At 37.4% G+C, this 26,074-nt stretch carries 28 protein-coding genes and 1 other annotated feature; of the genes, 19 read left to right on the plus strand and 9 right to left on the minus strand.

Annotation, left to right across the window (positions count from 1 at the left end):
* Positions 1–88: 88 nt before the first annotated feature.
* From ytxC to MHH64_RS12290, 7 genes are all read left to right on the plus strand, one after another.
* Positions 89–937, plus strand: a complete 849-nt coding sequence (gene ytxC / locus MHH64_RS12260) for a putative sporulation protein YtxC (protein ID WP_095307292.1) — start codon at positions 89–91, stop codon at positions 935–937.
* A gap of 450 nt (positions 938–1,387) precedes the next feature.
* Positions 1,388–3,331, plus strand: a complete 1,944-nt coding sequence (gene thrS, locus MHH64_RS12265; RefSeq protein WP_340001844.1) for a threonine--tRNA ligase — start codon at positions 1,388–1,390, stop codon at positions 3,329–3,331.
* Positions 3,332–3,488: 157 nt separating this feature from the next.
* Positions 3,489–3,617 (plus strand) — a sequence feature (ribosomal protein L20 leader region).
* A 64-nt stretch (positions 3,618–3,681) separates the two neighbouring features.
* Positions 3,682–4,185, plus strand: a complete 504-nt coding sequence (infC, locus tag MHH64_RS12270; protein ID WP_118889054.1) for a translation initiation factor IF-3 — start codon at positions 3,682–3,684, stop codon at positions 4,183–4,185.
* Between the two features lie 77 nt (positions 4,186–4,262).
* Complete coding sequence (rpmI, locus tag MHH64_RS12275) at positions 4,263–4,457, plus strand: 50S ribosomal protein L35 (protein WP_095307287.1); 195 nt, start codon at positions 4,263–4,265, stop codon at positions 4,455–4,457.
* Positions 4,458–4,521: 64 nt separating this feature from the next.
* Complete coding sequence (rplT, locus tag MHH64_RS12280; protein ID WP_095307286.1) at positions 4,522–4,878, plus strand: 50S ribosomal protein L20; 357 nt, start codon at positions 4,522–4,524, stop codon at positions 4,876–4,878.
* A gap of 101 nt (positions 4,879–4,979) precedes the next feature.
* Positions 4,980–5,258 (plus strand): DUF1294 domain-containing protein, encoded by a 279-nt coding sequence (locus MHH64_RS12285; protein ID WP_095307284.1) that lies wholly within the window; start codon positions 4,980–4,982, stop codon positions 5,256–5,258.
* Positions 5,259–5,351: 93 nt separating this feature from the next.
* Positions 5,352–5,951 (plus strand): VTT domain-containing protein, encoded by a 600-nt coding sequence (locus MHH64_RS12290; RefSeq protein WP_095307283.1) that lies wholly within the window; start codon positions 5,352–5,354, stop codon positions 5,949–5,951.
* Positions 5,952–6,014: 63 nt separating this feature from the next.
* On the opposite strand, the gene MHH64_RS12295 is transcribed toward MHH64_RS12290, so the two are convergent.
* On the minus strand, positions 6,015–6,410 hold the full coding sequence (locus MHH64_RS12295) for a sigma-w pathway protein ysdB (RefSeq protein WP_095307282.1): 396 nt from the start codon (positions 6,408–6,410) through the stop codon (positions 6,015–6,017).
* A 244-nt stretch (positions 6,411–6,654) separates the two neighbouring features.
* On the opposite strand from MHH64_RS12295, the gene dut reads away from it, so the two are divergent.
* From dut to MHH64_RS12330, 7 genes are all read left to right on the plus strand, one after another.
* Positions 6,655–7,092: a dUTP diphosphatase gene (dut, locus tag MHH64_RS12300; RefSeq protein WP_095307280.1), complete on the plus strand. Its 438-nt coding sequence runs from the start codon at positions 6,655–6,657 to the stop codon at positions 7,090–7,092.
* A gap of 169 nt (positions 7,093–7,261) precedes the next feature.
* Positions 7,262–8,347, plus strand: a complete 1,086-nt coding sequence (locus MHH64_RS12305; protein WP_340001845.1) for a M42 family metallopeptidase — start codon at positions 7,262–7,264, stop codon at positions 8,345–8,347.
* A 209-nt stretch (positions 8,348–8,556) separates the two neighbouring features.
* Positions 8,557–9,540 (plus strand): ring-cleaving dioxygenase, encoded by a 984-nt coding sequence (locus MHH64_RS12310; protein ID WP_118889055.1) that lies wholly within the window; start codon positions 8,557–8,559, stop codon positions 9,538–9,540.
* Positions 9,541–9,760: 220 nt separating this feature from the next.
* Positions 9,761–10,309 carry a hypothetical protein gene (locus MHH64_RS12315; RefSeq protein ID WP_303447399.1) on the plus strand — a complete coding sequence of 183 codons (549 nt, stop codon included), beginning with the start codon at positions 9,761–9,763 and terminating at the stop codon, positions 10,307–10,309.
* A gap of 98 nt (positions 10,310–10,407) precedes the next feature.
* Positions 10,408–10,587, plus strand: coding sequence for a hypothetical protein (locus MHH64_RS12320; RefSeq protein ID WP_095307275.1), 180 nt, complete (start codon positions 10,408–10,410; stop codon positions 10,585–10,587).
* A 299-nt stretch (positions 10,588–10,886) separates the two neighbouring features.
* Positions 10,887–11,840 carry a calcium/sodium antiporter gene (locus MHH64_RS12325; RefSeq protein ID WP_303447397.1) on the plus strand — a complete coding sequence of 318 codons (954 nt, stop codon included), beginning with the start codon at positions 10,887–10,889 and terminating at the stop codon, positions 11,838–11,840.
* A gap of 294 nt (positions 11,841–12,134) precedes the next feature.
* Positions 12,135–12,329, plus strand: a complete 195-nt coding sequence (locus MHH64_RS12330) for a hypothetical protein (RefSeq protein WP_095307273.1) — start codon at positions 12,135–12,137, stop codon at positions 12,327–12,329.
* Positions 12,330–12,530: 201 nt separating this feature from the next.
* Here MHH64_RS12330 and MHH64_RS12335 read toward each other — a convergent pair whose 3' ends face one another.
* The 6 genes from MHH64_RS12335 to sspI all read right to left on the minus strand — a co-directional run bounded on the left by MHH64_RS12335 (position 12,531) and on the right by sspI (position 18,526).
* Complete coding sequence (locus MHH64_RS12335; protein WP_303447396.1) at positions 12,531–13,175, minus strand: lytic transglycosylase domain-containing protein; 645 nt, start codon at positions 13,173–13,175, stop codon at positions 12,531–12,533.
* A 65-nt stretch (positions 13,176–13,240) separates the two neighbouring features.
* The gene (locus tag MHH64_RS12340) at positions 13,241–13,912 is read right to left on the minus strand and encodes an ABC transporter ATP-binding protein (protein ID WP_340001846.1); all 672 of its coding nucleotides are present in this window, start codon (positions 13,910–13,912) and stop codon (positions 13,241–13,243) included.
* Positions 13,905–15,038: an ABC transporter permease gene (locus MHH64_RS12345; RefSeq protein ID WP_303447394.1), complete on the minus strand. Its 1,134-nt coding sequence runs from the start codon at positions 15,036–15,038 to the stop codon at positions 13,905–13,907. The genes MHH64_RS12340 and MHH64_RS12345 overlap by 8 nt, the downstream gene beginning before the upstream one ends.
* Positions 15,035–16,258, minus strand: coding sequence for an ABC transporter permease (locus MHH64_RS12350; protein WP_340001847.1), 1,224 nt, complete (start codon positions 16,256–16,258; stop codon positions 15,035–15,037). The genes MHH64_RS12345 and MHH64_RS12350 overlap by 4 nt, the downstream gene beginning before the upstream one ends.
* Positions 16,259–16,317: 59 nt before the next feature.
* Complete coding sequence (locus MHH64_RS12355) at positions 16,318–17,901, minus strand: DUF6583 family protein (protein ID WP_340001848.1); 1,584 nt, start codon at positions 17,899–17,901, stop codon at positions 16,318–16,320.
* A gap of 397 nt (positions 17,902–18,298) precedes the next feature.
* Positions 18,299–18,526 (minus strand): small acid-soluble spore protein SspI, encoded by a 228-nt coding sequence (gene sspI, locus MHH64_RS12360; protein ID WP_118889061.1) that lies wholly within the window; start codon positions 18,524–18,526, stop codon positions 18,299–18,301.
* A gap of 96 nt (positions 18,527–18,622) precedes the next feature.
* Between sspI and MHH64_RS12365 the strand changes: the two genes are divergently transcribed.
* The 3 genes from MHH64_RS12365 (at position 18,623) to pheT (ending at position 23,257) form a co-directional block, all read left to right on the plus strand.
* On the plus strand, positions 18,623–19,360 hold the full coding sequence (locus MHH64_RS12365) for an RNA methyltransferase (RefSeq protein ID WP_340001849.1): 738 nt from the start codon (positions 18,623–18,625) through the stop codon (positions 19,358–19,360).
* Between the two features lie 406 nt (positions 19,361–19,766).
* Positions 19,767–20,801, plus strand: coding sequence for a phenylalanine--tRNA ligase subunit alpha (gene pheS, locus MHH64_RS12370; RefSeq protein WP_340001850.1), 1,035 nt, complete (start codon positions 19,767–19,769; stop codon positions 20,799–20,801).
* A 26-nt stretch (positions 20,802–20,827) separates the two neighbouring features.
* Positions 20,828–23,257: a phenylalanine--tRNA ligase subunit beta gene (pheT, locus tag MHH64_RS12375; RefSeq protein ID WP_340001851.1), complete on the plus strand. Its 2,430-nt coding sequence runs from the start codon at positions 20,828–20,830 to the stop codon at positions 23,255–23,257.
* Positions 23,258–23,464: 207 nt separating this feature from the next.
* Here the strand turns inward: pheT and MHH64_RS12380 are convergent, their stop codons facing one another.
* Together MHH64_RS12380 and rnhC are read right to left on the minus strand one after the other, a co-directional pair.
* On the minus strand, positions 23,465–24,160 hold the full coding sequence (locus MHH64_RS12380) for a uracil-DNA glycosylase (RefSeq protein WP_303447387.1): 696 nt from the start codon (positions 24,158–24,160) through the stop codon (positions 23,465–23,467).
* 23 nt (positions 24,161–24,183) lie between these two features.
* A complete protein-coding gene (gene rnhC, locus MHH64_RS12385; protein ID WP_095307260.1) occupies positions 24,184–25,125 on the minus strand; it encodes a ribonuclease HIII in 942 nt (313 codons plus the stop codon).
* 128 nt (positions 25,126–25,253) lie between these two features.
* Here rnhC and zapA point away from each other — a divergent pair, with 128 nt between their 5' ends.
* The gene (zapA, locus tag MHH64_RS12390; protein ID WP_095307258.1) at positions 25,254–25,517 is read left to right on the plus strand and encodes a cell division protein ZapA; all 264 of its coding nucleotides are present in this window, start codon (positions 25,254–25,256) and stop codon (positions 25,515–25,517) included.
* A gap of 3 nt (positions 25,518–25,520) precedes the next feature.
* Positions 25,521–26,072, plus strand: coding sequence for a CvpA family protein (locus tag MHH64_RS12395; protein WP_251661400.1), 552 nt, complete (start codon positions 25,521–25,523; stop codon positions 26,070–26,072).
* Positions 26,073–26,074: the final 2 nt, after the last annotated feature.

The following is a 26,074-nucleotide window of genomic DNA, read 5'->3' on the forward strand; positions in this document are numbered from 1 at the left end:
TCCTGTTTTAAATTTCGCACTTTATTCATTTTTTCAATTGTTTGTCCATATAATGTAACAGTTTGGTCGTGGATGAGGGTGATATTGATTGCTGGAGGTATATTTTGAATCAGACAAAGAAGTAATTAGCTTTTGTGAACATTTATTTCGCAGTCATAAACAAATTGAGTTGAATTGGAAAACAGATGATAAGTGGGGGAATCATCTGCAGTTTAAGGAGCATGTAGCTACAAAGGAATTGATGGATGCCATTACAGATACAATGGCAAATGTGTTTATGACTCACCGGTTACGTACAATGGTAAATCGAATTATTCAGGAGCACTACTATTATACGAACAATGAAGAGATTGAGCGAATTCATGATCTGACTTATTGGATTATAACTGGTGAGGATGAAGAAAGTAAGCGGCTTCGAGAGAACAAAAATCATCATGCATTTTTAAAGTCTTTATTTACTGAAAGCTTAAAAGAGAGTTTTGTTATTCACTTTGATTCCATCGTGAATTTCCGTTTGAAACCATTTAAGGATAAACTTATTTATTTTGTTGGCTTAGCAATTGATGAATTCAGGCGAGAAGAAGACCATCAAGCGTTTGTGGACATGCTTCGGGCATATGTGGAGAAGAAAGAACCAGGTTTACCAGTTATTCATATATTACAAGGAAGTGACTTTGCCTTTTTTAAACAAAATGGGAAGCAGATGACAAACATAGAGCTACGGGTTTTAATGAAACAGGAGCCACTCTATATTGTTGGCCTGCATGACAATGAATTTAATCTTGCGCCACTAATTGCAATGGCACCTGAAAAGCTAAAAATTTATGGCGATGATCCGGCAGAACCGAAAACATTAACGGTAATTAATGTTTTCCAAGAAAAAGTGGATTTCGAACCAATTAGCAATTTTCCTTTTCCTTATTATTTGAATAAATGATTTATCTAGTACTTGATTTTCCTCGAATGTAAAGCTATAATACACATTATACAATTGGAATGAATGAAAAGTATTGAGAAGGACATGATTATTTGCATTCGTATAGCTATGAAGAGAAGGAAGTCAAAGGCTGGAAGCTTCCTCTATACAAACAAATAATTACCACCTTTGAACTCTGTCAGTGAACCTAAAAGTAATTGACAGCGTAGCTTCTGCGTTAAAGAATGAATGAAGCCGTAATTAAATTACGGGAATTAGGGTGGAACCACGATGTATCCAACACTCGTCCCTTTGCATTAAGTGCAGAGGGATGGGTGTTTTTTAATTTGTATCCAAAAAGCGGAAGTTCCTTTAGTTGCTGGGTGCTAGAGTGGACGTGGCTGTTTTGGCAGCTAAATTATTCGTATCATTCAAATTTATAGGTTTAAACGAGGAAAAGGAGTGTTTCAATTGGCAGAAATTATCATTACATTTCCCGATGGAGCTGAAAAGAGCTTTCCGCAAGGCACAACAGGGGAAGAAATCGCAGCATCCATTTCATCAGGGTTAAAGAAACAAGCATTAGCAATTAAACTGGATGGTGAGCTTGTAGACTTACGCCGTGGACTAGAATCTGGCGGGAAGCTTGAAATCATTACGTACAAAGATGAAGAAGGCATCGAAGTGATGCGTCATTCAGCTGCGCATTTGCTGGCACAAGCTGTGAAACGACTTTATAAAGATGTGAAGTTAGGTGTAGGTCCTGTCATCGAAGAAGGATTCTACTATGATATTGATATGGAACATACCTTAACTCCAGAAGATCTTCCGAAGATTGAAAAAGAAATGAAGCGTATCATCGATGAAAATTTAGAAATTAAGCGCGTAGAGGTATCACGTAATGAAGCCCAAGTTCGATTCCAAGCTATCGGTGATGACCTAAAGCTAGAATTAATTGATGCGATTCCTGAAGGTGAGCAAGTAACCATTTACGAGCAGGGTGAATTTTTTGACCTATGTCGCGGAATTCATGTCCCATCTACGAGTAAAATCAAGGCATTTAAATTACTAAGCATCTCTGGAGCTTATTGGCGTGGAGATAGTAACAACAAACAATTGCAACGTATCTATGGAACTGCATTTGAAAAGCCAAAAGAGCTTGAAGAACACTTACGTATTTTAGAAGAGCGAAAAGAACGTGATCATCGTAAATTAGGAAAAGAACTCGACTTATTTACGGTATCACAAAAGGTTGGTCAAGGATTACCATTATGGTTACCAAAAGGAGCAACTATCCGTCGCAACATAGAGCGTTATATTGTTGATCTGGAGGAGCGTTTAGGATATGATCATGTCTACACTCCAGTACTGGGAAGTAAAACATTATATGAAACAAGTGGACACTGGGATCATTATCAGGATGATATTTTCCCGCCAATGGAGATGGACAATGAAACGTTAATTCTTCGTCCGATGAATTGTCCGCATCATATGATGGTATTTAAAAATAATTTATGGAGCTACCGACAACTTCCTGTTCGTATTGCAGAGCTTGGTACAATGCATCGTCACGAAATGAGTGGAGCACTTGCAGGGCTTCAGCGTGTTCGTGGAATGACGTTGAATGATGCGCATATTTTTGCCCGTCCAGATCAGTTGAAAGATGAATTTGTCCGTGTTGTTGAATTAGTTCAAAAAGTATACAAGGACTTTGGTATTGATAATTACTATTTCCGACTTTCTTATCGCGATCCGGAAGATAAAGAGAAATATATCGATAATGATGAAATGTGGGAAAAAGCACAAGCAACTTTAAAAGAAACAATGGATGATATGAACCTTGAATATGTGGAAGCAGAAGGTGAAGCAGCGTTCTATGGTCCGAAGCTTGATATCCAGGTAAAAACTGCTCTTGGAAAAGATGAAACACTATCAACGGTTCAATTGGACTTCCACTTACCAGAACGTTTTGATTTAACTTATATTGGGGAAGATGGAAAAGAACATCGTCCAGTCGTTATCCACCGTGGTGTTGTTTCTACAATGGAACGTTTTGTTGCATTCTTAATTGAGGAATATAAAGGTGCATTCCCAACTTGGCTTGCTCCTGTTCAAGTGAAGGTTATCCCAGTTTCTCCACAAGTACATCTTGATTACGCAAAAGATATTGTAGACAAACTTAGATTACAAGGTGTACGAGTCGAATTGGATGAACGCGATGAGAAAATCGGCTATAAAATCCGCGAAGCACAGACACAAAAAGTTCCATTTGCCCTCGTATTAGGCGATAAAGAAGTTGAAGGAAATGCTGTGAGCTATCGCCGTTATGGAGAACAAAAAACAGAGTCTCTTGCATACGATGATTTTGAAGCACTTATTAAAGAGGAGATTGCAGAGAAAAAATTAAGAAAGTAAGGTATTTTCAGCGTAAAAGTTCTGTAGAAAACCTATTTCTTTGTATTGTACCTGCACTATGCTATACTAGAATTAATAGAAAATGTGTATCTTCAAAAAAAGTTGACATAAATGATAGATAATGATACACTAACAAAGTTGATAAATTGAATGATCTTAAGACAAGTAGAAGCACCCGCTTCTCACCTGATTGACGCCGTTATGGTAGTTGACGGGTTCCGAACTCTTTTTTATAAAGTTATTGGAGACGTGTGGGTGCATGAAGTGCCCACACTTTTTTCATGCATAAAATCTTGTCAAGATAGATCAGTAACAAAAATATTTGGAGGTGGCTGGCTATTAGCAAGGATATGAACGTCAATGAGAAGATTCGTGCGAGAGAAGTACGACTTATCGATTCAAATGGTGATCAGCTGGGAGTTAAAACACGTCAGGAAGCATTGGAAATTGCACAAACACGCAATCTCGACTTAGTACTTGTTGCTCCAAACGCAAAACCACCAGTGTGTCGTATCATGGACTACGGGAAATATCGATTTGAGCAACAGAAGAAAGAAAAAGAAGCACGTAAGAAACAAAAAGTAATTAATATTAAAGAAGTTCGCTTTACTCCAGGAATCGGAGATCATGACTTTGAAACAAAGTTGAAAAATGCTCGTAAATTCTTGGAAAAAGGGGACAAAGTGAAAGCAGCAGTTCGTTTTCGTGGGCGTGCAATTACGCATAAAGAACTTGGTCGTGAAGTGTTAGATCGCTTTGCAGAGGAAGTTAAAGATATTGCTACAATTGAAACGAAACCGAAAATGGAAGGTCGTAACATGTTCATGATGGTTGCGCCATTAGCTGAAAAATAATCTAGCTTATAGTAAAGTGTTCAAGTTAAAATCTTTTTAAGCTGAGGTGCTTGAACCAATTCAAGGAGGAAATTATTATGCCTAAAATGAAAACTCATAGCGGAACAGCGAAACGTTTCAAACGTACAGGTTCTGGAAAATTAAAAAGATCTCATGCATATACAAGCCATATGTTTGCAAACAAATCTCAAAAACAGAAGCGTAAATTGCGTAAAAGTGCAGTGGTTTCTTCAGGAGATTTCAAACGTATCAAAGCAATGATACCTAAATAAGTTAAAAAATAAACGAAACGATTGAATATATATTGTTTTACAATTGTACTAGGAGGGAATTATTATGCCACGTGTAAAAGGTGGAACAGTAACACGCAGACGTCGTAAACGCGTCCTTAAATTAGCTAAAGGTTATTATGGAGCAAAGAGTACTTTATTTAGAGTTGCAAAACAACAAGTAATGAAATCAGGTCAATACGCTTATCGTGACCGCAGACAGAAAAAACGTGATTTCCGTAAATTATGGATCGCACGTATTAATGCTGCTGCTCGTTTGAATGATATTTCTTACAGCAAATTAATGCACGGTCTTAAATTAGCAGGAATTGAAGTAAACCGTAAAATGTTGTCAGAGCTTGCTATTAATGATGAAAAAGCATTCGCACAATTAGTAAGTCAAGCAAAAGACGCTTTAAAATAATGATATTAAAGGGGCCAAATCCGAATTATGCTTGGATTTGGCCTTTTTCTCTTTATAACAGAATACATAGACAAAAACTCGAATATCAAGGAGGAACGAGAATGGAAGAACATAGCTCGTTTATTATGTATCTAATTAGTGTCAATATCATAGGCTTTATCCTAATGTATATTGATAAACGAAAGGCGATGAAAAAGCAATATCGCATTCCAGAGCGAACGTTTTGGGCATTGGCTATTCTTGGTAGCGCACTTGGAACATATATCGGTATGAAATTATTCCGTCATAAAACAAAGCATCGCTCCTTTATGATTGGTATGCCAATTTTATTCATTGTGAATATTGTTTGCTGTATCTATATTTTCTTCTTTATGTCATAAAGGCTCGTCTCTTGTCATATACATGTACTGTAAGCGGGGATGGTGCCGGGCATGATTTGGTTTCAGGTTGGTGCAAGACCAAGGAGGTTGTTTATGGAGTTATTTGGGAACTACGTACTGGCTTTTGTTGAGATGGGAGGTTTATTCGCACCGCTTTTCTTTATTTTATTCCATTTACTTCGGCCATTGTTTTTCCTGCCAGTCGTATTTATTTGTATCTCTGGTGGTGTATTATTTGGCCCGATGGCAGGTACCGTTTACTCCATTATAGGCATTACGTTATCTAGCATGTTTTTCTATCTAATGATTGACCGCATGCCGAAATCATTAGATCGGCTAATTCGTGTCAAACAGAAGCTATTGGGAAAGCATGGAGAATTGAACACGTCACAGGTTACCTTACTTCGGCTCATACCGTTTATCCATTTCCATCTGTTGTCACTTTGCCTTATTGAGGTTTCCTCAAGTTTCAAAGGGTATATGAAATCATCCTTATTATCCAATATTCCTTTAGCAGCGATTTATACCTTTATCGGTGGTTGGTTGTCCAACCTAACTCCACTTCATCTCTTCGTATTTTTAGTAACCTTATTACCACTGCTGTATATTTTAAGGAGCAAAGAAATTATTATTAAATGGCAGGATTTCTTCCCGATATCCGAACATGAAAATCACTCATCTATTAAAATATAGGTGAGTGATTTTTTTTGCCATGCATAAACGATCTGTAATAACCCCAATGAATGAAGTTTCACTTTATTCAATCGGTGTCAAAATTAATTCATTGATTGGATGTTTCCACGTGATTTTTGCATATGGATAATGAATCAGGATTTCTTTCTCTAAAAAATATAAATCATCTCTTGTAAAACCACGTAGCTCGATTGGATCCCGTACAGTAATATGGATATCAACTACTTCAAAAGAATCTTCTGTTGTTCCAAGATATTTTTCACCATCAAATAGGCAGCCTTTATAAACAAGCTGCAAGTTTCTCTTGTTATCATACGTATCATCGTGGAAAAAGAAGTCATTGGATTCCTTAGCGATCCGCACCCTTCTTTCAGGATTACGAATATATTGAATCCACGTATAGACGAGGAGAACTAAGGCAATTACAATTAAAACGCGGAATAAAAGAACTACAACCATGTCACATCGTCTCCCTGTTTTTACTTTTAGATACATAAAAAGCCTTTTAGATGTTCATACGAACTAAGGTCGAGATAGGTTTCACTTATTTTAAAAAAACATGATACAATATGGAAGCGTACTAAATCTAGCTTGAATCAGGACTTTCTTCTTTAAAAGATCTTACCAGTATACATATATGAAATAACATAACACGTTATATATAATTGACTGGCATAAAATATGAATAAAATGGGGGATAGAAATGACACATACATTAAAAATTAAGCTAATCCATGAAGATGCGAAAATGCCATACCGCGCGAATGAAGGCGATGCGGGCTTAGATTTATTTTCAATAGAGGAAGAAATTATCAAAGCTGGAGAAGCTGCATTAATACGTACAGGAATCCAGATGGAATTGCCGAAGGGGACAGAAGCACAGGTTAGACCGAGAAGTGGGTTAGCTTTAAAACATGCTATCACGGTATTGAATAGCCCAGGAACAATTGATGAAGGATATCGAGGAGAAATCAAGATTATTTTAATTAACCATGGAAAAGAAGATTTTAAAGTAGAAAAACAAATGAGAATAGCTCAGATGGTTATTGCTCCGGTCCTAAAAGTAAAACTAGTTCAAGAGGAGGATGCATTATCTAGCTCTGATCGAGACAGCGGAGGTTTTGGTTCTTCTGGTGTATAAAAGTAAAGCTAATAAAGATACCCCTATTTGACGTTGTTCGTTTGATACATACTTTTTTAAAAAAGAGATACATTAGTAGAAGTAGATAAAACATATTCAGGTTTGTGGTTTTCTTTATGAAGCGTATAATGAGTAGTACATAAACTAAACACGGGAGGTTTTTTTACATATGACCAAGTTAGATGAAACGCTAATCATGCTTAAAGCCTTAACGGATGCAAATGGCATTCCGGGTAATGAAAAAGAAGTAAGGGACGTATTTGAATCCTATATTCGTCCACTTGCTGATGAGGTAACAGTAGATAATCTTGGAAGCTCGATTGCTAAAAAAGTTGGCAAAGCGGATGGCCCGAAAATTATGGTTGCGGGTCACTTGGATGAAATTGGCTTTATGGTTACGCGCATTGATGATAATGGTTTCGTTTACTTTCAAACGGTTGGAGGCTGGTGGAATCAAGTTATGCTAGCACAGCGTGTTACCATTATGGGAAGTAAAGGAGATATAACAGGTGTTATCGGCTCAAAACCTCCGCATATTCTAAGTGCAGAAGCACGTAAGAAGCCATACGAAATTAAAGATATGTTTATTGATATTGGGGCATCCAGCAAAGAGGAAGTAACAGAATTTGGTGTGAAGCCAGGCGATTCGGTTGTACCTTATTTTGAATTTACACCAATGAAAAATGAAAAATTATTGCTTGCAAAAGCATGGGACAATCGAATTGGACTTGCAATTGCCATCGAAGTATTGAAGCGATTAAAAGATGAAGAACATCCGAATGTTGTCTATGGTGTAGGTACGATTCAGGAAGAGGTAGGCTTACGTGGAGCAAAGACTTCAGCTCATGCAATTCAACCCGATATCGGCTTTGGTGTTGATGTAGGAATTGCCGGAGATACTCCTGGAATTAAAGAGAGTGATGCAGATAGTAAACTCGGAAAGGGTCCACAAATTGTCTTATATGATGCTTCCATGGTATCCCATAAAGGCTTGCGTGATCTTGTTGTGAAAACTGCTGATGAGAAGAATATACCATATCAATTTACATCGATGGCAGGTGGGGGCACCGATTCCGGATCCATTCATTTAACAGGAAACGGAGTACCATCCTTATCTATTACGATTGCAACACGTTATATTCATTCCCATGCTGGCATTTTACATCGAGATGACTTCGAAAACGCAGTAAAATTAATTGTGGAAGTGATTAAGAAATTAGATGCAACCACGGTTAGAGAGCTTGCATTAGCATAAATAGATGGACTTTTTTATATACACATGCTTTTTGACTTTTGTAAACTCGGAACAGGCAGATTTAAGCCAGGTTCCGGGTTTTTTATTAGCAAATTACTCGTTAGTTATAATTTGTAACTATTGACAGTAAGAAATGTACATGTTATATTTATATTGAATTAAAGATGTTTTAATTACGATATATTCTTAACTACATGGAGGAATTATAAATGAACCAGTTACAAGGGATGCACCATGTTACTGCCATTACAAGCAGTGCGGAAAAGAACTATGAATTTTTTACTTTTACATTAGGAATGCGTCTTGTTAAAAAGACAGTTAACCAGGATGACATTCAAACCTATCATTTATTCTTCGCAGATGATGAAGGAAATGCTGGAACAGATATGACGTTCTTTGATTTTCCAGGAATACCAAAAGGAGTTCATGGAACAAATGAGATAGCTAAAACATCCTTCCGCGTGCCGAGTGATGCAGCATTAGAATATTGGGTAAAACGTTTCGATCGTTTAGAAGTGAAGCACACAGGTATTAAAGAACAATTCGGTAAAAAGACATTATCATTTATTGATTTTGATGAACAGCACTACCAGTTAATTTCTGATGAACATAATGCAGGGATTGCTTCAGGTACTCCTTGGAAAAATGGGCCAATTCCATTAGAGTATGCAATTACCGGATTAGGACCAATTTTTGTCCGAATTGCTCAATTTGATTATTTTAAAGAGGTGCTTGAAAAAGTATTCGGGTTTAAAGAAATTGCACAAGAGAAAGATTTTCATCTATTTGAAGTTGGAGAGGGTGGAAATGGAGCACAAGTAGTTGTTGAACATAATACCGTGCTTCCGGTTGCTCGTCAAGGCTATGGTACAGTACACCACGCTGCCTTCGCAGTAGAAGATCGCGCTGAACTCGATGAATGGAACAAACGCATGCAGGGATTTGGCTTCCAGACGTCAGGCTTTGTTGACCGTTTCTTCTTTGGATCGCTTTATGCTCGTGTTGCACCACAAATTTTATTTGAATTTGCAACAAAGGGACCTGGATTCATGGGCGATGAGCCATATGAAACACTTGGTGAAAAATTATCATTGCCGCCATTCCTTGAGAAGAAACGTGAACAGATTGAAAAAATGGTGCGTCCAATTGATACAGTGAGAAGCACTATTCAAATTGAAAAAGAATATGAATAAGAGTTGAGCACGGCTGTGATGCAGCCGTGCTTTTTACGATCTAATTTATAATTTTTAAAGTCAGTATAGCTGATAATGAATTGTAAAGATTAACAAAAATTCCTGTTCAACTTAGCATTTTTTATTAGAAAACGAGCATTTAGTAAATCTTTTAAAGGATTTTCTTAAATAAGTAGTTTAATGTAAACTGAATTTATATAGGAATGATGTATGGAGGTGTGTGAAAAATCTACTTAAATTAACGGAGAGAAGAGTTGAACATGGAAATATATTTTTTACAGTAGTTATTGGAGGTAATAAAGAAATGTCTGGAATTACATTTTTAGCGTCATCCAAACCTTTTATAATACCAGATGAAATTCAAGATTATAATAATCAGACTATTTTTGAAAAAATGGAAGATTGGGTAAGTCTATCGGTGAATGAAGTAGATAATTCTGTATGGGAGCAATCTGTAGTAGGACTTTTTACAATGCCTTACATTTATGAGATATCTGGTGCAAATAATAAATTGTTTTTATTATATCTTGAAAAGTATATGGAAGAAGGAGATGTTTTGGAACTTATAGATATTCCAGATCAACACGCCTTCGAATACTACAAGAGAAAGTTATTAGAAGAGACTGAACCGATTATAATTAATGTTGGAAGTTTCACTTATCAAAATAAAAATGGAAAATATCAGTTAAACCCTAAAAGGTGGGTAGAGGAATTAAGTTACAAAAATTACTTAACTCAATATGGTGTCACAACAATTGTAAAATATTAGGTCAATACTATCTGTCATACCGTATTTGGTTTTGATTTTGATTTTGATTAAGTATTATTTATATAAAGTAATTAAATTTGTTCTTGGAGGGATTAGAATTGAAGAGACCAATTAGAGTTCAGATAGAGGGCAGTATTTATGCAAATAACAGTGACGATTTAACACAAGAAGAATTTTTAGATGCGTTTATTGAATTTGTTGAAAATAGAGGTTGGAGTTTTGGTGGAGGTAGTTTCCAAATCGATGAGGAGGGAAACCATATAGATGATATCGAATAGATTGTTTCACTAACGGGTGCAAGAGTGAAGCAAGACTTGGTTTTTGCTGGTGTAGCAATTTGGTTATGGGCTAATCCGATTTATTTTTAAAAAAATAGAAGTAATAATCAAGGTATTGACGCCGTTCCACTATACCAGCTAACATCAGAAAAGATTGTACTGCAATAGCCTGTGCCCCTGAATTAGTGCGTCCTTTTAGAAGTAGTTTTACATTATCATTTTTAATTCCGTAATAATAGGGTATGTATTTATAGTAATTAGAAAAAATACAAACTGAACGAGATAGGGAGAACAAATATATGGCTTATATTTTATTAATTATTGGCTTTGCATTGTTGATAAAAGGTGCTGACCTTTTTGTTGACGGATCTTCCAATATTGCTAAACTGTTACGGGTTCCGTCTATTTTAATCGGCTTAACCATTGTGGCTTTTGGAACCAGTTCACCGGAAGCAACTGTCAGTATTATTGCAGCACTGGAAGGAAATGCAGATGTTGCACTGGGGAACGTAGTTGGAAGCAATATTTTTAACATTACCCTTGTTGCTGGCGTGGCAGCTTTCTTATATCCTTTGAGAGTTGAAAATGAGACTATTAGAAAAGAAATCCCATTTACCTTACTCGCAAGTGCGGCATTGCTAATTCTTATGAGTGATATTGCATTGCAAGGATCGGGTAGCAACTTGCTGACACGCAATGATGGATTTATCTTTTTATTGTTCTTATCCATCTTTATGTACTATGTAATTGAAATTGGACTTAAAAGCCGAAAAGATACAGCAGACGAACCAGTCACTGAGGAGATCAGCTGGGGTAAAAATATATTAATTACCATATTAGGGTTGGCTGCAATTATATTTGGAGGGGATCTGGTAGTAGCTAACGGTACAGAAATTGCTTACTCTCTTGGCATGAGTGAAACATTGGTGGGGTTAACGATTATTGCAATTGGAACATCCCTTCCTGAACTTGTTACTTCCGTCTCTGCAGCACTGAAAAAAGAAAGTGAAATCGCACTCGGCAATATTGTCGGGAGTAATATTTTTAATATCTTATTTGTGCTTGGTGCCTCGGCTTCTATCTCTCCATTAGCGGCAAATGATAAAATGTTTATTGATGTCATTCTTATGATTGCACTGACTATTATATTATTGGTATTCTCAAGAACCAGCTTCAAAGTTGGAAAGCGGGAAGGATTAGTGCTTGTCGCCGCCTACATTATTTACTTAGTGTATATTATATTACGGAATTAATGAAATAGCCGTTCATTTTTTATAGGCGTAGTTCTTGATATACATGCAAGATTGTTAGCTTACCCGGATAATATACTTATATAATACAAACGGACGCAAAAGTTAAACGAAGCGAATATTAGAACAGTCGCTTTTTTCTTCGAGGGTTATTGTTTGAATAGTATGCTATTATTACAAAAGGAGTTATCTTACTAGTGGGCAGAAGAGTTGAATACGACACCGACACAAGAGGAAATCTATAGTGTTGATTAGGCTTTTTAGATAGTATAGTGATATTCAAAGGAGAGAAAGCCCTTGGATAAATTATTAGTTTTCTTAATTATTGTAATAGCAGTGGTCTTCGATTACTTTTGGTTGGATAGGGAAGGAAAACGTTGGAGTTGGACGAAGAATTGGACCAAGTTTCAAAAAGGGTTATTGTTTTCTGCTTTTTTAATTCTAGCAGCAATAACCTACATGTTATCGTACCTCACAAGTTCTACACCATAACTACTCATTTCTTATAAGTGTTAACTTACACTAATAGGAGGAGCTATGAGCGTTCTTAAAGAATGGCCACCCAACTACCATTTGAAATGCTTGCTCTACAGGGAAGGTTTGTACTCGAAAGCATCTCCCCATAATACAAACCGATTCTCGGCAACATAAAAAAGGAAACTCCAAATCATCGGAATTTCCTTTAAAATAAATCTAAGCAAGATAACTCCCCATAACTTTTCGAACGTAATTTTGTGTTTCATTAAACGGTGGAATACCTTGATATTTTTCTACATTTCCTGGACCAGCATTATAAGCTGCTAAAGCAAGTTCAATGTTTCCGTTATAACGTGTAAGCATTTGGCTTAAATACTTTGTACCACCATCAATGTTCTGGCGTGCGTCATAGGAATTCGTTACACCTAAGCCTGCTGCTGTTCCTGGCATGAGCTGCATCAATCCTTGCGCGCCAGCAGAACTTTTTGCCATCGCATTGTAATTGGACTCATGCTTAATAACAGCGTGGATCAGGTTTTCATCAACCCCATATTTTTGTGCTGCTTCGGTTATATGCGCTTGATAATTCGTAGGACCTGGCTGATCACTATAGTTTGGTGCAGCAGCCACAACGTTATAACTAATATCTGGTTTTGCATTGTATATATTATATGGCATGTTGTTTCGATAATCTGTAGGTATGCTATTCAGTCGTTGCGCTTGATTTATTTTCTCTAATAATAACTGTTGAAAGGGTATCGCCGACGTTTGGCTGGGTTCTGATAACGTTGCAGCAGAATTACCTGACATAATCGATAGTGCTTGATATTGTATCATTTGCTGTAAATCTCGTATTTCCATCGGGAATCACTCCTTTCCAATCCTTCTATCTATTATTTTACGATTAGTGGACAGGTTTAGCAATACTAAAATGTGACAATTTGTTTATTTGCTTCCTTAAGCAGATTCTTATAAAATGCATCTTCTCCAATACAAATAATGCTATCACAAAGCGTGCTGATCTCATCCATATCATGAGAAGTATACATAATCATTTTATTTTCCTTTATCGCGAGATTTTTCAGGTGATTACCAATTTCCTTTCTGGATTTCAAATCGATGCCAACGGTTGGCTCATCAAGAAGCAACAGGTCGGGATCATGGATTAAACTAATCGCCATGTTCAGCTTCCGTTTCATTCCACCGGATAACGTTTTAACAGGTTCTTTCCATTTATCCAGCTCCATATCCAGACAAAGCTGTTGTAATTCTTGTTTCGACCTTCTTTTCCATGAAAGCTTTTCAAAAAAGACCATGTTTTCTTCGACGGAAAACTCTTCCCAAATTGCAATATCCTGAGGAACATAACCAATCTGCTTACGTACCTCTTTTCGTTTTTCACGGTATGACTTTTCATAAAGTACAATATTACCGTTTGTAGGACTTGCTAGGGTAGCCAGAATGTTTAATAACGTAGACTTACCCGCGCCATTTTCTCCAACAAGACCAATAATTTCACCGGGCTGCACGGAAAAGGAGATTTGGTTTAAAATTAGTTTTTTTCCATAGGATTTTGTAATCGATTGTACTTCAAGCATTTAATTTCTCTCCTTTTGCAATCCAGATACTAACTAGGGCAAGGGGGACTAAAAGCCATGGATTCCAGAATGTTTGATCCAAGAACGGTTGAATCGGGTTAACATCTAACAACCAGGGAAAACGTTTTGTCAGTCCATCGATAGGAAGTATAGCCCCGCTTAAAATAATTAAGAATAAGACTAGAATAAATGAAACACTGTAATAGAAGTAGCTGTTTTTAAACAGTAATGCTAGTAAAAAAGCACTTGTACTGATAAGAATTCTAAATGAAATAATTGCGCCAATCAGGTTGAAATCGATACTTTCACTGAGCAATTGTTTAAAAACAACGATACTTAAACCGTCAAATAACAAGAAAGCTATTACATAAAATCCAAGATTTTGGATTGCATAATTTTTATACGTAAAACGCATAAAAGCAAAACGCGGCATAAGTCCTGGACGCCGCTCTTTAATCAGCCAATCGGTCAATAAAAGCGTGGATAAGATGCTGAAAATCGCCCACAGTCCCCATGTATTTAAAATGGAGATGTCATTCTTCATTCCTACGCCTTCATCATTATAAAAAGAAAATGTCGTGGCAAGTAAATTTTCCTGTGCTTGAATTTCATTTGTTTTCGCAATAATTTCATCAAAAGAAACCATTGCTTCAGGTTGTAACCTTTCTTGCAAATCGGTAATGGTATGAGCTGCTTTCACTTTTCCCGTGTCCTGCTGCACATAGGAAATAAGCATTTCTCGAATTGGTGTATAGGCAAAAGAAAGGTTGGATTGATAGCTCGTTATAAGGCGATTACGACTGCCGCGTAAAATCTTTGCTTCATATCCGTCTTCTATTATAAATGCACTATCCAATTCATGACTTTCGATCTGACTGCGCGCTTCTGATTCGCTCAATTCATAGACGCGTAGAAGAGGGGAAGATTTCATTGTTTCAAGTAATGAATTTGCAAGCTCGCTATCTTCTTTAACTACCATACCAATCGGGATTTTACTATCCTCCTGTACTACATTTGTAATTTGTATCATACAAACAGTCGCAAGTATTGGAAGGAGAAACCAAAATAGATGGGAAATCCAGTGTTTCTTCCAGTGCATCAATCGAGTATGGATGATTGACATCATATGGCAACACGCTCCTTCCAAATTGAAATACTAGTCAATATGAATGCTGCAGCAGCGTTCATTAGAAGGAGGGGAATATAATCTGCATAGAGTCGGTTGTTTAATAAAATATCTTGTATCCAGCTTAAAGCTTCATATGAAAATAAATAGGGCAGCAGATTTTGAATCCACAATGGATAGTAAATAACTGGAATAATCGCACCGCTTATGATAATGGACACAAACGTGAATACGGATTGTACGAGTAATCGAAGCTTATGTGACTGGGTAAGTGATTCGATAATGGCAAGACATTGCACGAAAATTCCACTATATAACAATGTGAGTAACGTAATTCGAATGTAATCCTCCAGAATAACGGTTTCCACCAAGATAGTTTCTAAAGCGATAAAAGATAGCCCAGCAAAGGATGCTGTAACGATGATGGTAATAAACATTTTTGCGATTGTCTGCTGAATTTCGAGTACACCATAAAGTCGCATCCGATTTTTTAGACGTGTTGGATTTTCTTTTGTAAAAAAAATATAAATGGCTAAGAGCCAAATCGAAACAAGAATAAACCAGCTTCCGACAGTGAAATATTGAATGGGAGACGACGTTGCTAGGTTTGTGATTTCTCGTTCCATTAAAACGCGGTCACGTCCAACTGTATAGAATAAAAACTCCTTAAATTGCTCGAAAACAAAATCATTTCGCTCTTCATCATCCATATTGAATTCCCGTGCATAGGAATTAATTGCAAGAATATTTGCTTGTGAGGCACGTATGTGACGGGAAACACTTTCAATAAGCTCGTTTACCATAAAGCTTTCTGCATGTTGCTTTGCATTTCCGGTTACAGGAATCTCCACTGATTGCCCTTGCATTAGATGGCTTGTGAAATTATCCGGAAACGTAATGTAAGCACTGATTTCATTATTTTCTATGGCTATTTTAGCTTCATTTTCAGTCATACTATGTATTTCTATAAATGATCCCAGTTGGGAAGAATGTTCGATAAGCTGGACGATCAGCTCAGTTTGTTCATTTTCATCTAAATTGACTAAGCCTACTTGAACGGTTTCATTCTCTGAAGGTATAAAATATGTAATTATAATTGCAGCAGCTAACCCGACAATAATAACCGGAAACATGAAAAGAAGAGGAAGTGATGACCACTTCCTCCTTAGCTGCATTAAATGATTTTTTATAAATAATTGTATGTGTCTCATGTAATGCATTGTGGCACGCTCGTTTCGTGTTTATAAATTAAAGGTAGTTTAAAAGCCGTTAGAACTAATTAGAATCCCATTCCGCCACTAGACATAAGGCCGAACAGCCATTGCTGGAAGCTTGGTGCTACATCGTTTTCAAAGTATTCCTGTAGTTCTGTAGTAGACATGCTACCTAAATCCTTCACATTATCTTCACTCAATGTTTCAACAGAATCAATTGTTTGGCCTTCTGTATTCATATTTAATGTGAACATATCTTGACTTAAGTCTGGAGTCTCTAAAGAAATTTGATGTGCTGCATTCATTTTATCAGCTTCATATGTTGCATCTCCTGTCCAATGCAAGCTTCCGCCGCCGCTAGCAGGGTCTTCAACAGTGAACACACGATTAAATTCACGTGTACCATCTGCAAGTGTTTCTGTTCCGTCATAGGATAGAACAAAATCTTCAACTGTTAGGTTGATAGAATCTGTAGCTTCGTTACCCTTCCAGTTCAAATCACCTGTAATATTCATTGTTCCTTCTTCGTATGCATCTGAGAATGCAACGTCATAATCAAAGAATTGATTTTCATCTGTTAACAATTGTGAACCAGTAATAGAAATTTTCGCTAGTTCCTCAGCATTCGTTCCCATTTCAAGAACGAATTCACGTTGGACAATCTTATTGTCAGCAATCCATAGTGATGATGTTAATCCATTTGGAATCTGCAATTCTTCTATACCATCTTTTGCTTCTGTGATACTAGCTTCAAAATCTTCAGTAAATGTATCCAATTCATCTTCCATATAGATACCGCCAAACTGCTGGGCAACCATTTGTTCCTTGATGATTTCTTTTAGTTTATCATCCTTTTCCATCTTATCCAATACAGTAGTTAAGATGTCTTTAAATTGCTGCTCAGTAAGGTGTAACTCAATTTTTTCGGAATTAATAGATTCGCCATTAACTTCTACCGTTTCATCGCTGCTTGTAAATGCGTCATCTGGCAATTCATCATAAATCAATTTGAAGTATTCATCTTCTATATGTGTTTTGTATTCTTCAGGGAAGATTTCTCCTGCACTTTCAAACAGCGTATCTAACCCAAGTGTTTCTTCACCAGTAAATGTTGCTGGATCTACTTCATGAAGGAGTGGACCAAAATCTTGATCATTTAATTGTAAAACTTCTTCTAAGAAAGGCACCCCAACCATAACTTTCTCATCTGTTACAAAAACTTGAAGATCATTTATCTCCATCCCAGCGATATTAGCTGAAATCCCAGTATAAACTTGTTTGTTTTCCATATCGGTTTGAGAATCAAGCTTTATACTAGAGTTGTTGATTAATGTTGCAGGATCCATGCCGTATCCCATGCTTCCTGCTGCTGGATCATTGTATTCAGCAGTTAATTCAAGTGATGAAGCAGTTTTGTCAGTTTGCGTTTTTTCATACCAGTCAAATTCCGGTTGATAACGTTCCTCCGCTCGTTCCACCATGTATTCCCACGTATCTTTTTCAGCTAGAAAATATGCATTTTTCGGAGAATCCTTAATTAGCATAAATGCTAAGGCTGTTCCTCCGGCTAATACGACAATACCGACAATAAGTGCAATTAACCCTTTGGAAATTCCTTTTTTCTGCTGTTCATTCGTTGTACCTTCCACAAACTTACCCCTTTCTTTTCCTTCCTCTTACTTAGTTTATTATGAATCTCTGAAACATATAATAACAAACTGTTTCAACTTTTTATATCATTTAAAAACAAACTAGTCAAATGGTGCTAAAAAAAATACGAAACATCGTAATCCAAAAGGCTTTTGATCGTTTTAAATTCAAGATAATTTAGTAGGTAATTCAACTTATTGAAATGGTATAAAAAGTAAAAAACAATCTGTAAAACTAGAAGTAATTATAGGAATCTTACCACTGGTTAGGTAAAAATACTTATTTTTATTTGATTTTACAGTTTAAAGAAAAAGTCACAGTTGAGGATGTTCAAGGGAATATGATGGATTTTATAAAGGAGGGGGAGGCGATTGACAACCTCCTCCGAATAGTTTCTTATTGTAAATTTTGTGTCGCGGCTTTAACACCTTGTTCTAATGCATCAACCATTTCTTTTTTATCTTGCTCTTCCGATTGATTCCAAATTAATTCAAATAGCACACCAAGACCGGGAAGCATTTTTTCTTCACCGTTTTGTATAGCGTCAACAATCGTTGACTCCAGTTGCTGCTGATCGTTGGTTGCGATATTAGACAGAATTGCTTTTCGTAAATTTAAATCCATATAGACACTCCTCCACTTTTCAAATTATGGATAGTTTGACCAACGTATATAAAAATATGTATGATGGATAAAGAAATAATAAGAAGGATGAAACCAATGATTACGTCAGTAAAAAATGAAAAAGTAAAACAATGGAAAAGACTCCATAAGCGAAAAGAAAGAACACAGGCTGGTGCGTTTCTTGTAGAGGGATTCCATTTAGTGGAGGAAGCGGTAAAGAGTAATTGGACGGTTCGTGAAGTTATTATACAGGAGGGGGTCGAGCTGCCAAGCTGGACAGACAACTATCCAGTCGTTTCAATTAGCGACAATGTGATGGCATACATCTCCCAAACTGCGGCACCACAAGGAATTATTGCTGTTATTGAAAGTCGACAACAGACACAGCGCAGTGGCAATCATTTACTCCTTATTGATTCGATACAGGATCCTGGAAATTTAGGAACAATTATTCGAACTGCAGATGCTGCAGGGATGGATGGGATTATGCTTGGAGATGGAACAGTCGATCTTTATAATGATAAGGTCATTCGTTCAACGCAAGGTTCTATTTTTCATATCCCAATTATTCATGCAAACCTGGGAGAGATGGTTTCAGCATTAAAAGAAGAAGGCTTTACAATATGGGCAACAGCTTTAGAAAATGCGTCCAATTATAATGATATAATCCCAGGTAATAAAGTGGCGATTATATTAGGTAATGAAGGGGCTGGAGTACAAGCTGATTTGATTGAGCAAGCAGACAGGTCGGTAAAGATCCCAATCTATGGCCAAGCGGAATCATTAAATGTAAGTATTGCAGCAGGAATTCTTATGTATCACCTAAAAAGATAATCTTGCAAGTGGGTTCGAAATTATTTATAATGAATGTAATCTCAATATGTAAGCAAAGAAGGAGCTCGTTCCTATTTAGAATGTGATTCAGGGAGGAAATGCCTAAGACTGGGAGCATTTCTATCGCAATAATACGAACAATTCACTCTGGAGCTGGCACTTGGACCTTCAATCTGAAGTAAAGGTGTTCCGGATATAAATCCGTTATCAAGTTTAAGTTGGGCAGCAAACGTATGCTTTTCATACATACATTCTGTCAACAAGGGTGGTACCGCGAAATAATAGCCTCGTCCCTTTTTGGGATGAAGGCTTTTTTTATTTGTACAAAAGCAACAGGTATTCCACTTAGATGGCGTGGTCGACTTGCCAAGTTTTTAAAATCACATATTCAAGGAGGTAATTATCAATGAAAGAACAATTAGAGGCTCTACAGGTTGATGCATTGCAAAGAATTGCCGCAACGGAGACAATTCGAGAATTACAAGATATTAAAGTTGCGTATCTAGGGAAAAAGGGATCCTTAACGGGAGTTCTTCGTGGAATGGGCAAGCTTTCGAAGGAAGAGCGTCCAGTTGTCGGGGAAATTGCTAACCATGTAAGAACTGCAATCACAACGGCACTTGAAGAAAAAACAGAAAAGCTAGAACAAGCGGAACTGGAGAAACAACTTGAAGAAGAGACAATTGATGTTACATTACCTGGCCGTCCAGTGAAGGTAGGTGGTCCTCACTTATTAACGAATATCGTTCAAGAGATTGAGGATTTGTTTATTGGCATGGGCTACGAAGTAAGAGAAGGCCCGGAAGTCGAGACAGACTACTTTAATTTTGAAGCATTGAATTTACCGAAGAACCATCCAGCGCGTGATATGCAGGATTCGTTCTATATTACGAATGAATTATTGCTTCGTACTCATACATCACCAGTTCAAGCACGTACGATGCAGGAATATAACGGTGAAAAGCCTTTTAAAATGATTTGTCCTGGAAAAGTGTACCGCCGGGACACAGATGATGCAACACACTCTCATCAATTTACACAAATTGAAGGGCTTTATGTAGACAAAAATGTGCGCATGAGTGATTTAAAAGGTACGTTGGATAAATTCGCTAAGAAAATGTTTGGTGAAGACCGCGAAATCCGTTTGCGTCCTAGTTTTTTCCCGTTTACAGAGCCTTCCGTAGAGATGGATATTTCTTGTAAGGTGTGTGATGGAAAAGGATGCAGTGTGTGCAAAGGTACTGGATGGATTGAGATTCTTGGTGGAGGAATGGTTCACCCTAAAGTACTTGAAATGGGCGGATATGACCCAGAAGTATACAGCGGATTTGCATTTGGAATGGGACCTGAACGAATTGCCATGCTGAAGTACGGTGTGAATGATATCCGGAACTTCTATGCAAATGATATCCGATTCTTAAAACAGTACCATAAAGCATAAGTGAGATCACGAAGGAGGTAAAACAATTGTTAGTATCATATAACTGGTTAAAAAAATACGTTGATTTAGGAAATTTAACGCCTGAAGAGCTTGCCGCAAAAATTACGAAGTCAGGGATTGAAGTAGAGGGTGTCGAATATGTGGCAGAAAAGAGTACCAATGTTGTAGTCGGCTATGTAGAGTCATGTGAAAAACATCCCGATGCAGATAAGTTGAACCTATGCCAAGTTGATGTAGGTGAAGAGAAATTACAAATTATTTGTGGAGCACCGAATGTGGCACAAGGTCAAAAGGTTGCTGTAGCAAAGCCGGGAGCAGTTCTTCCAGGTAATTTCAAAATAAAAAAAGTGAAGCTTCGTGGAATTGAATCGAATGGTATGATTTGTTCCTTAAAAGAGCTGGGTATCGAAGAAAAATATATCCCAACCGATATTGCAGATGGTATATTTGTATTTCCAGAAGAGGCAACAGTCGGAGAACCTGTTGATGAGCTGCTCAACTTAAATGACGCTGTCCTTGAATTGGATGTTTTAGCAAATCGTGCAGATGCTTTAAGCATGCTTGGTATTGCATATGAGGTTGCAGCAATACTTGATCAGCCGGTAAAACTGCCGGATGAGGCAGTTCAAGTGGAAGAATCAGCAACAGTAGCAAATTATGTTTCCGTTGAAGTCGAAGCAGCAGAATTAAATCCCTATTACGGGGCATTTATGATAAAGGATGTGGAAATCAAACCATCTCCATTATGGATGAGAAATTACTTAATGGCAGCTGGCATTCGTCCAATAAATAATGTTGTTGACATTACAAATTATGTACTCCTCGAATATGGCCAGCCATTACATGCGTTTGATTATGATAGATTTGGCTCTGAAAAAATTGTTGTACGCCGGGCGAAACATGATGAGACTCTAACAACATTGGACGGACAAGAGCGAATATTAACTGACGAGAATCTTGTAATCACAAATGGTAAGGAACCTGTAGCATTAGCTGGTGTTATGGGCGGATTGGATTCAGAGGTTGCGAGTGAGACAACGAATGTTTTACTGGAAGCTGCTTATTTTGATGCCATTACAGTTAGAAAGACGGTAAAACAAACTGGTCTGCGCAGTGAGTCCAGTACCAGGTTTGAAAAAGGAGTCGATCCAAACCGTGTCCGTAAAGCAGGAGCTCGTGCTTGCTTACTGCTGCAGCAATATGCTGGTGGTAAAGTAATAGCTGGGACTGCTGAATTTGATAGGTTAGACCGAACAGAAAAAGTCGTCGAAATTGATACACCACATATTAACAATCGACTAGGAACAGAAATGACAACAGATGATATTGCTTCTATCCTTAAGCGACTGCAATTTGACTATAAGCAAGATGACGATCATTTCACGGTTCACGTACCTACTCGTCGTGGTGATATTACACTATTTGAAGATATGCTTGAAGAGGTTGCTCGAATTTACGGGTACGATAATCTTCCATTTACATTGCCAGAAGGTGCTGGACAGTCTGGAGGCTTGACCGTAAGACAGCAATTAAAGCGCCGGGTTAAAAACTTTGTTCAAGGTGCAGGTTTAATGGAAACATTAACCTATTCTTTAACAAATGAGCGGGATGTAAAACGTCTAATCAGCCCAGAGGTTGCAAGTTCAGCTGCGTCGCCTGTTGCTTTGGCAATGCCAATGAGCGAGGATCACAAATATCTTCGTCTTAGTATTTTACCGGAACTATTAAACGTTCTATCCTATAATCGCGCCCGTAGTCAAGTAAACCTTGGCTATTATGAAATGGGAAGTATTTTTATTTCGGGACAAAATGAACTATCAGAACAGCCAGATGAACAACTTCGTATCTCCGGAGCTCTAACTGGCACATGGTCGGAGCAAGCTTGGCAGCAAGAGAAAAAAGAGGTTGATTTTTATGTTGTGAAAGGAATTGTTGAAGGATTATTTGATTTTCTGCAAATCCCAGTGACATATAGTCAAACCAAGGTGACTGATATGCATCCAGGAAGATGTGCGGTAGTAAAAATTGCTGATAAAACTGTTGGGTTCATTGGTCAGCTGCACCCAACATTTCAAAAACAACTTGACTTAAAAGAAACGTATGTATTTGATTTAAATCTGGAAGAAGTCTTTGCGGCATATGATGCTGTACCATCCTTTACTGCAATTCCGAAGTATCCTTCCATTGCTAGGGACATTGCGTTTATTTTAGACAAGAATGTACATGCTGGAGACGTGAAAAAGGTTATTGAGGAAGTTGGCGCACCACTTGTTAATCGTGTAGATATCTTTGACCTGTATCAAGGTGACAACTTGGAAGAAGGTAAGAAATCCATAGCGTACAGCCTACTTTATCAACATCCAGAAAAAACGTTGAAGGATGAGGAAGTAGAAGAATCTTACCAAAAAATAATCGCAGCCGTTAACGAAAAATTCAACGCCTATGTAAGATCTTAAACAGATAAAAGGCTTTCCTGCTACTCGTTGTAGTGGGAAAGCTTTTTTCAGGTTTAAATAGAAACAAGCACCGGGAAGTATCAAAGCGTTCGTTGCTGCTCCAACACGCTACCCAGCCAACTCAAAACACGCTACAAAAAATAGAGCATACCAGACAGCACCGGAATGCTCCAATTCATTATACTACACCAATACATGCAGTAATTATCAATCGTTATAATTCTTTTTAGGTGGTAATTCCCAACTAATTTCATCCAGTCCGTTTTCTTGCAAGATAGCGTTCGTTTTTGAAAACGGCTTGCTCCCGAAAAAGCCCCTATGTGCAGATAATGGACTAGGGTGTGGTGCACGAATAATGTAATGCTTGTTTGTATCGATTAGTTTTGTTTTACTTTGTGCTGCACTTCCCCAAAGGATATAAATAACAGGATCTTTTTTTGTGTTTAACACATCAATTACACGGTCAGTGAACGTCTCCCATCCCTTGCCTCGGTGTGAGTGGGCTTCACCAGACCTCACAGTTAGAACTGTATTTAAAAGAAGTACCCCTTGCATTGCCCATTCAACCAGATAACCGTGTGCAGGGGGTGGCAGACCAAGATCAGCGTGTAATTCCTTGAATATATTTCGTAATGATGGTGGAATTTTCACCTCAGGCTGTACAGAAAAACTAAGCCCGTGGGCTTGATTTGGCCCGTGATACGGATCTTGTCCAAGAATCACAACTTTTACCTGACTAAACGGGGTGTAATGTAATGCATTAAAAATATTTTGCATCTTTGGGTAAATCGTATGTGTTTCATATTCTGTTTTCAAAAATGCTCGTAATTGCAGATAATATGGTTTTTGGAACTCACTTGCAAGTAAGGGTTCCCAGTCGTTTTGTAAAATGTTTTGCTTCATTATAAAACCCTTCCTATATAAGTCTATAAATAACGCTGAGCTTTTTTTGTGTTGGCAAAATGTGTCTTGGCGTATTTATCTAATATGGCAGCACCTTTTGTATTGATTACCTTTGCGATTGTTTGATCCACTTTAGCAGAGGCTCCTTTAGGAAGCGGGATACCAATGGCCTCAGAAAGCTTATCCATTTCTTTCACAAAGCTTGTTCTGGCAATAATAGATGCTGTAGCAACGGCGATTGAATGGCTTTCGGCTTTTGTAATAAAATATGTCTTTTCCGGCAGCTGTTGTTGTTCTGTGCCGATATGTCTACTATAGACAGCTGGTTCACAAAATTGGTCAATCAGGATGCCATCAAGTTCAACCTTACCAATTTTATTTAATAAATTTGTAATTGCGTGATGGTGAAGCATGGCCTTCATTTTTCCTTGTGACCAGCCTTTTTTCTGTAGCCTATTGTACTTTTCATTATGTAAAACAAGCAACGAGTATGGAATTTGAAGCTTGACGATATCCTTTGCTAATTTAGAAATAATCGGATCTGTAAGGTTTTTCGAGTCCTTTACTCCAAGCTCTTTTAGAGTGGCAAACTGACTTTTGTTCACATATGCTGCAGCAACGGTTATTGGACCGAAATAGTCACCAGTTCCAGCTTCATCCGAACCAATGTGACTACTTGTAAATAAGCTGGTATCCGGCGTATATCGTGTTTTGATTTGATTTTGGCTCGTCTTTTTTACTGTTTTAGTTGCTGAGGTACTCGAGCTTGTCTGCCATTTTCCTGCCTCTAATTCAGGTGCACTCCCTTGGAATAGAACCTTGCCAGATTTATAGGCTGTTATGACAGCAGCGCTTGTTTTCGCACGAAAGACAGCTCCAGGTGGGGTTTGTGTCAAAGCGCTTTTATAATGTAATTTCATTTCATTTATTGTATCTATTGGTAATACATGTACCTCTTGTCCCATCTACATCTCTCCAATCCTTGCATATATTGACTATAGCAAAATAGCTTTCATAATGAAATACTTCTTTTTAAAAGTACTTCGTGTTAATATTAAGTGAAGAATTTTTTGTTTGCAGGAGGTAACACCACATGGACGAGGGCGAAAAGCAACGTATTACAGTTGATATATATAATAGAACATATACAATAGTGGGACCAGAGTCAGAAAGTCATGTTCGATTAGTCGCAGGTCTTGTCGATCAGAAAATGAAAGAGCTGCATGAAATGAACCGGCAATTGGATACAACAAGATTAGCAGTCTTAACTGCTGTAAATACAATGAATGATTACCAAAAACTGAAAGAAGATTACGCAACCTTATTGGGGTCGCTTAGAAAGAAAGAGGATAAGTAAGTTATGTTAGACTTTATATTATTCATTATGTTGCTTTTCGGGTTTTTCATGGGCCTGAAAAGAGGATTTATATTACAATTACTCCACTTAACTGGATATATTATCGCATTTATTGTGGCAGTGAAGTATTATGATGTATTAGGTCCAAAGCTATCACTTTGGATTCCATATCCAGAACTGTCGGAGGAAAGTGCATGGGCAGTCTTTCTGCAGTCGTTACCACTTGAGACAGCCTTTTATAATGCAATTGCGTTTGCGATTATCTTTTTCGCGGTTAAAATTGCATTGCAAATCATAGCTTCCATGCTCGACTTTGTAGCATCCATACCCATTATTAAATCCGTTAATAAAATTCTAGGCTCCGTTCTGGGGTTTTTAGAAGTATATTTAATTATATTCATCTTGCTGTATATTCTGGCATTAACACCAGTTGAGACAATCCAGAATTGGATTAGCAACTCTTCAATAGCAGTTTTCATTATTGAGAAAACACCTTATTTCTCAGAAAAGCTATTGGAGCTTTGGTTTACCTATACAGGTGGGGAAGCAAGTTAAAT

It is taken from the genome of Oceanobacillus sp. FSL K6-0127 (assembly GCF_037983385.1).
GTDB classification, from domain to species: Bacteria; Bacillota; Bacilli; order Bacillales; family Amphibacillaceae; genus Oceanobacillus; species Oceanobacillus profundus.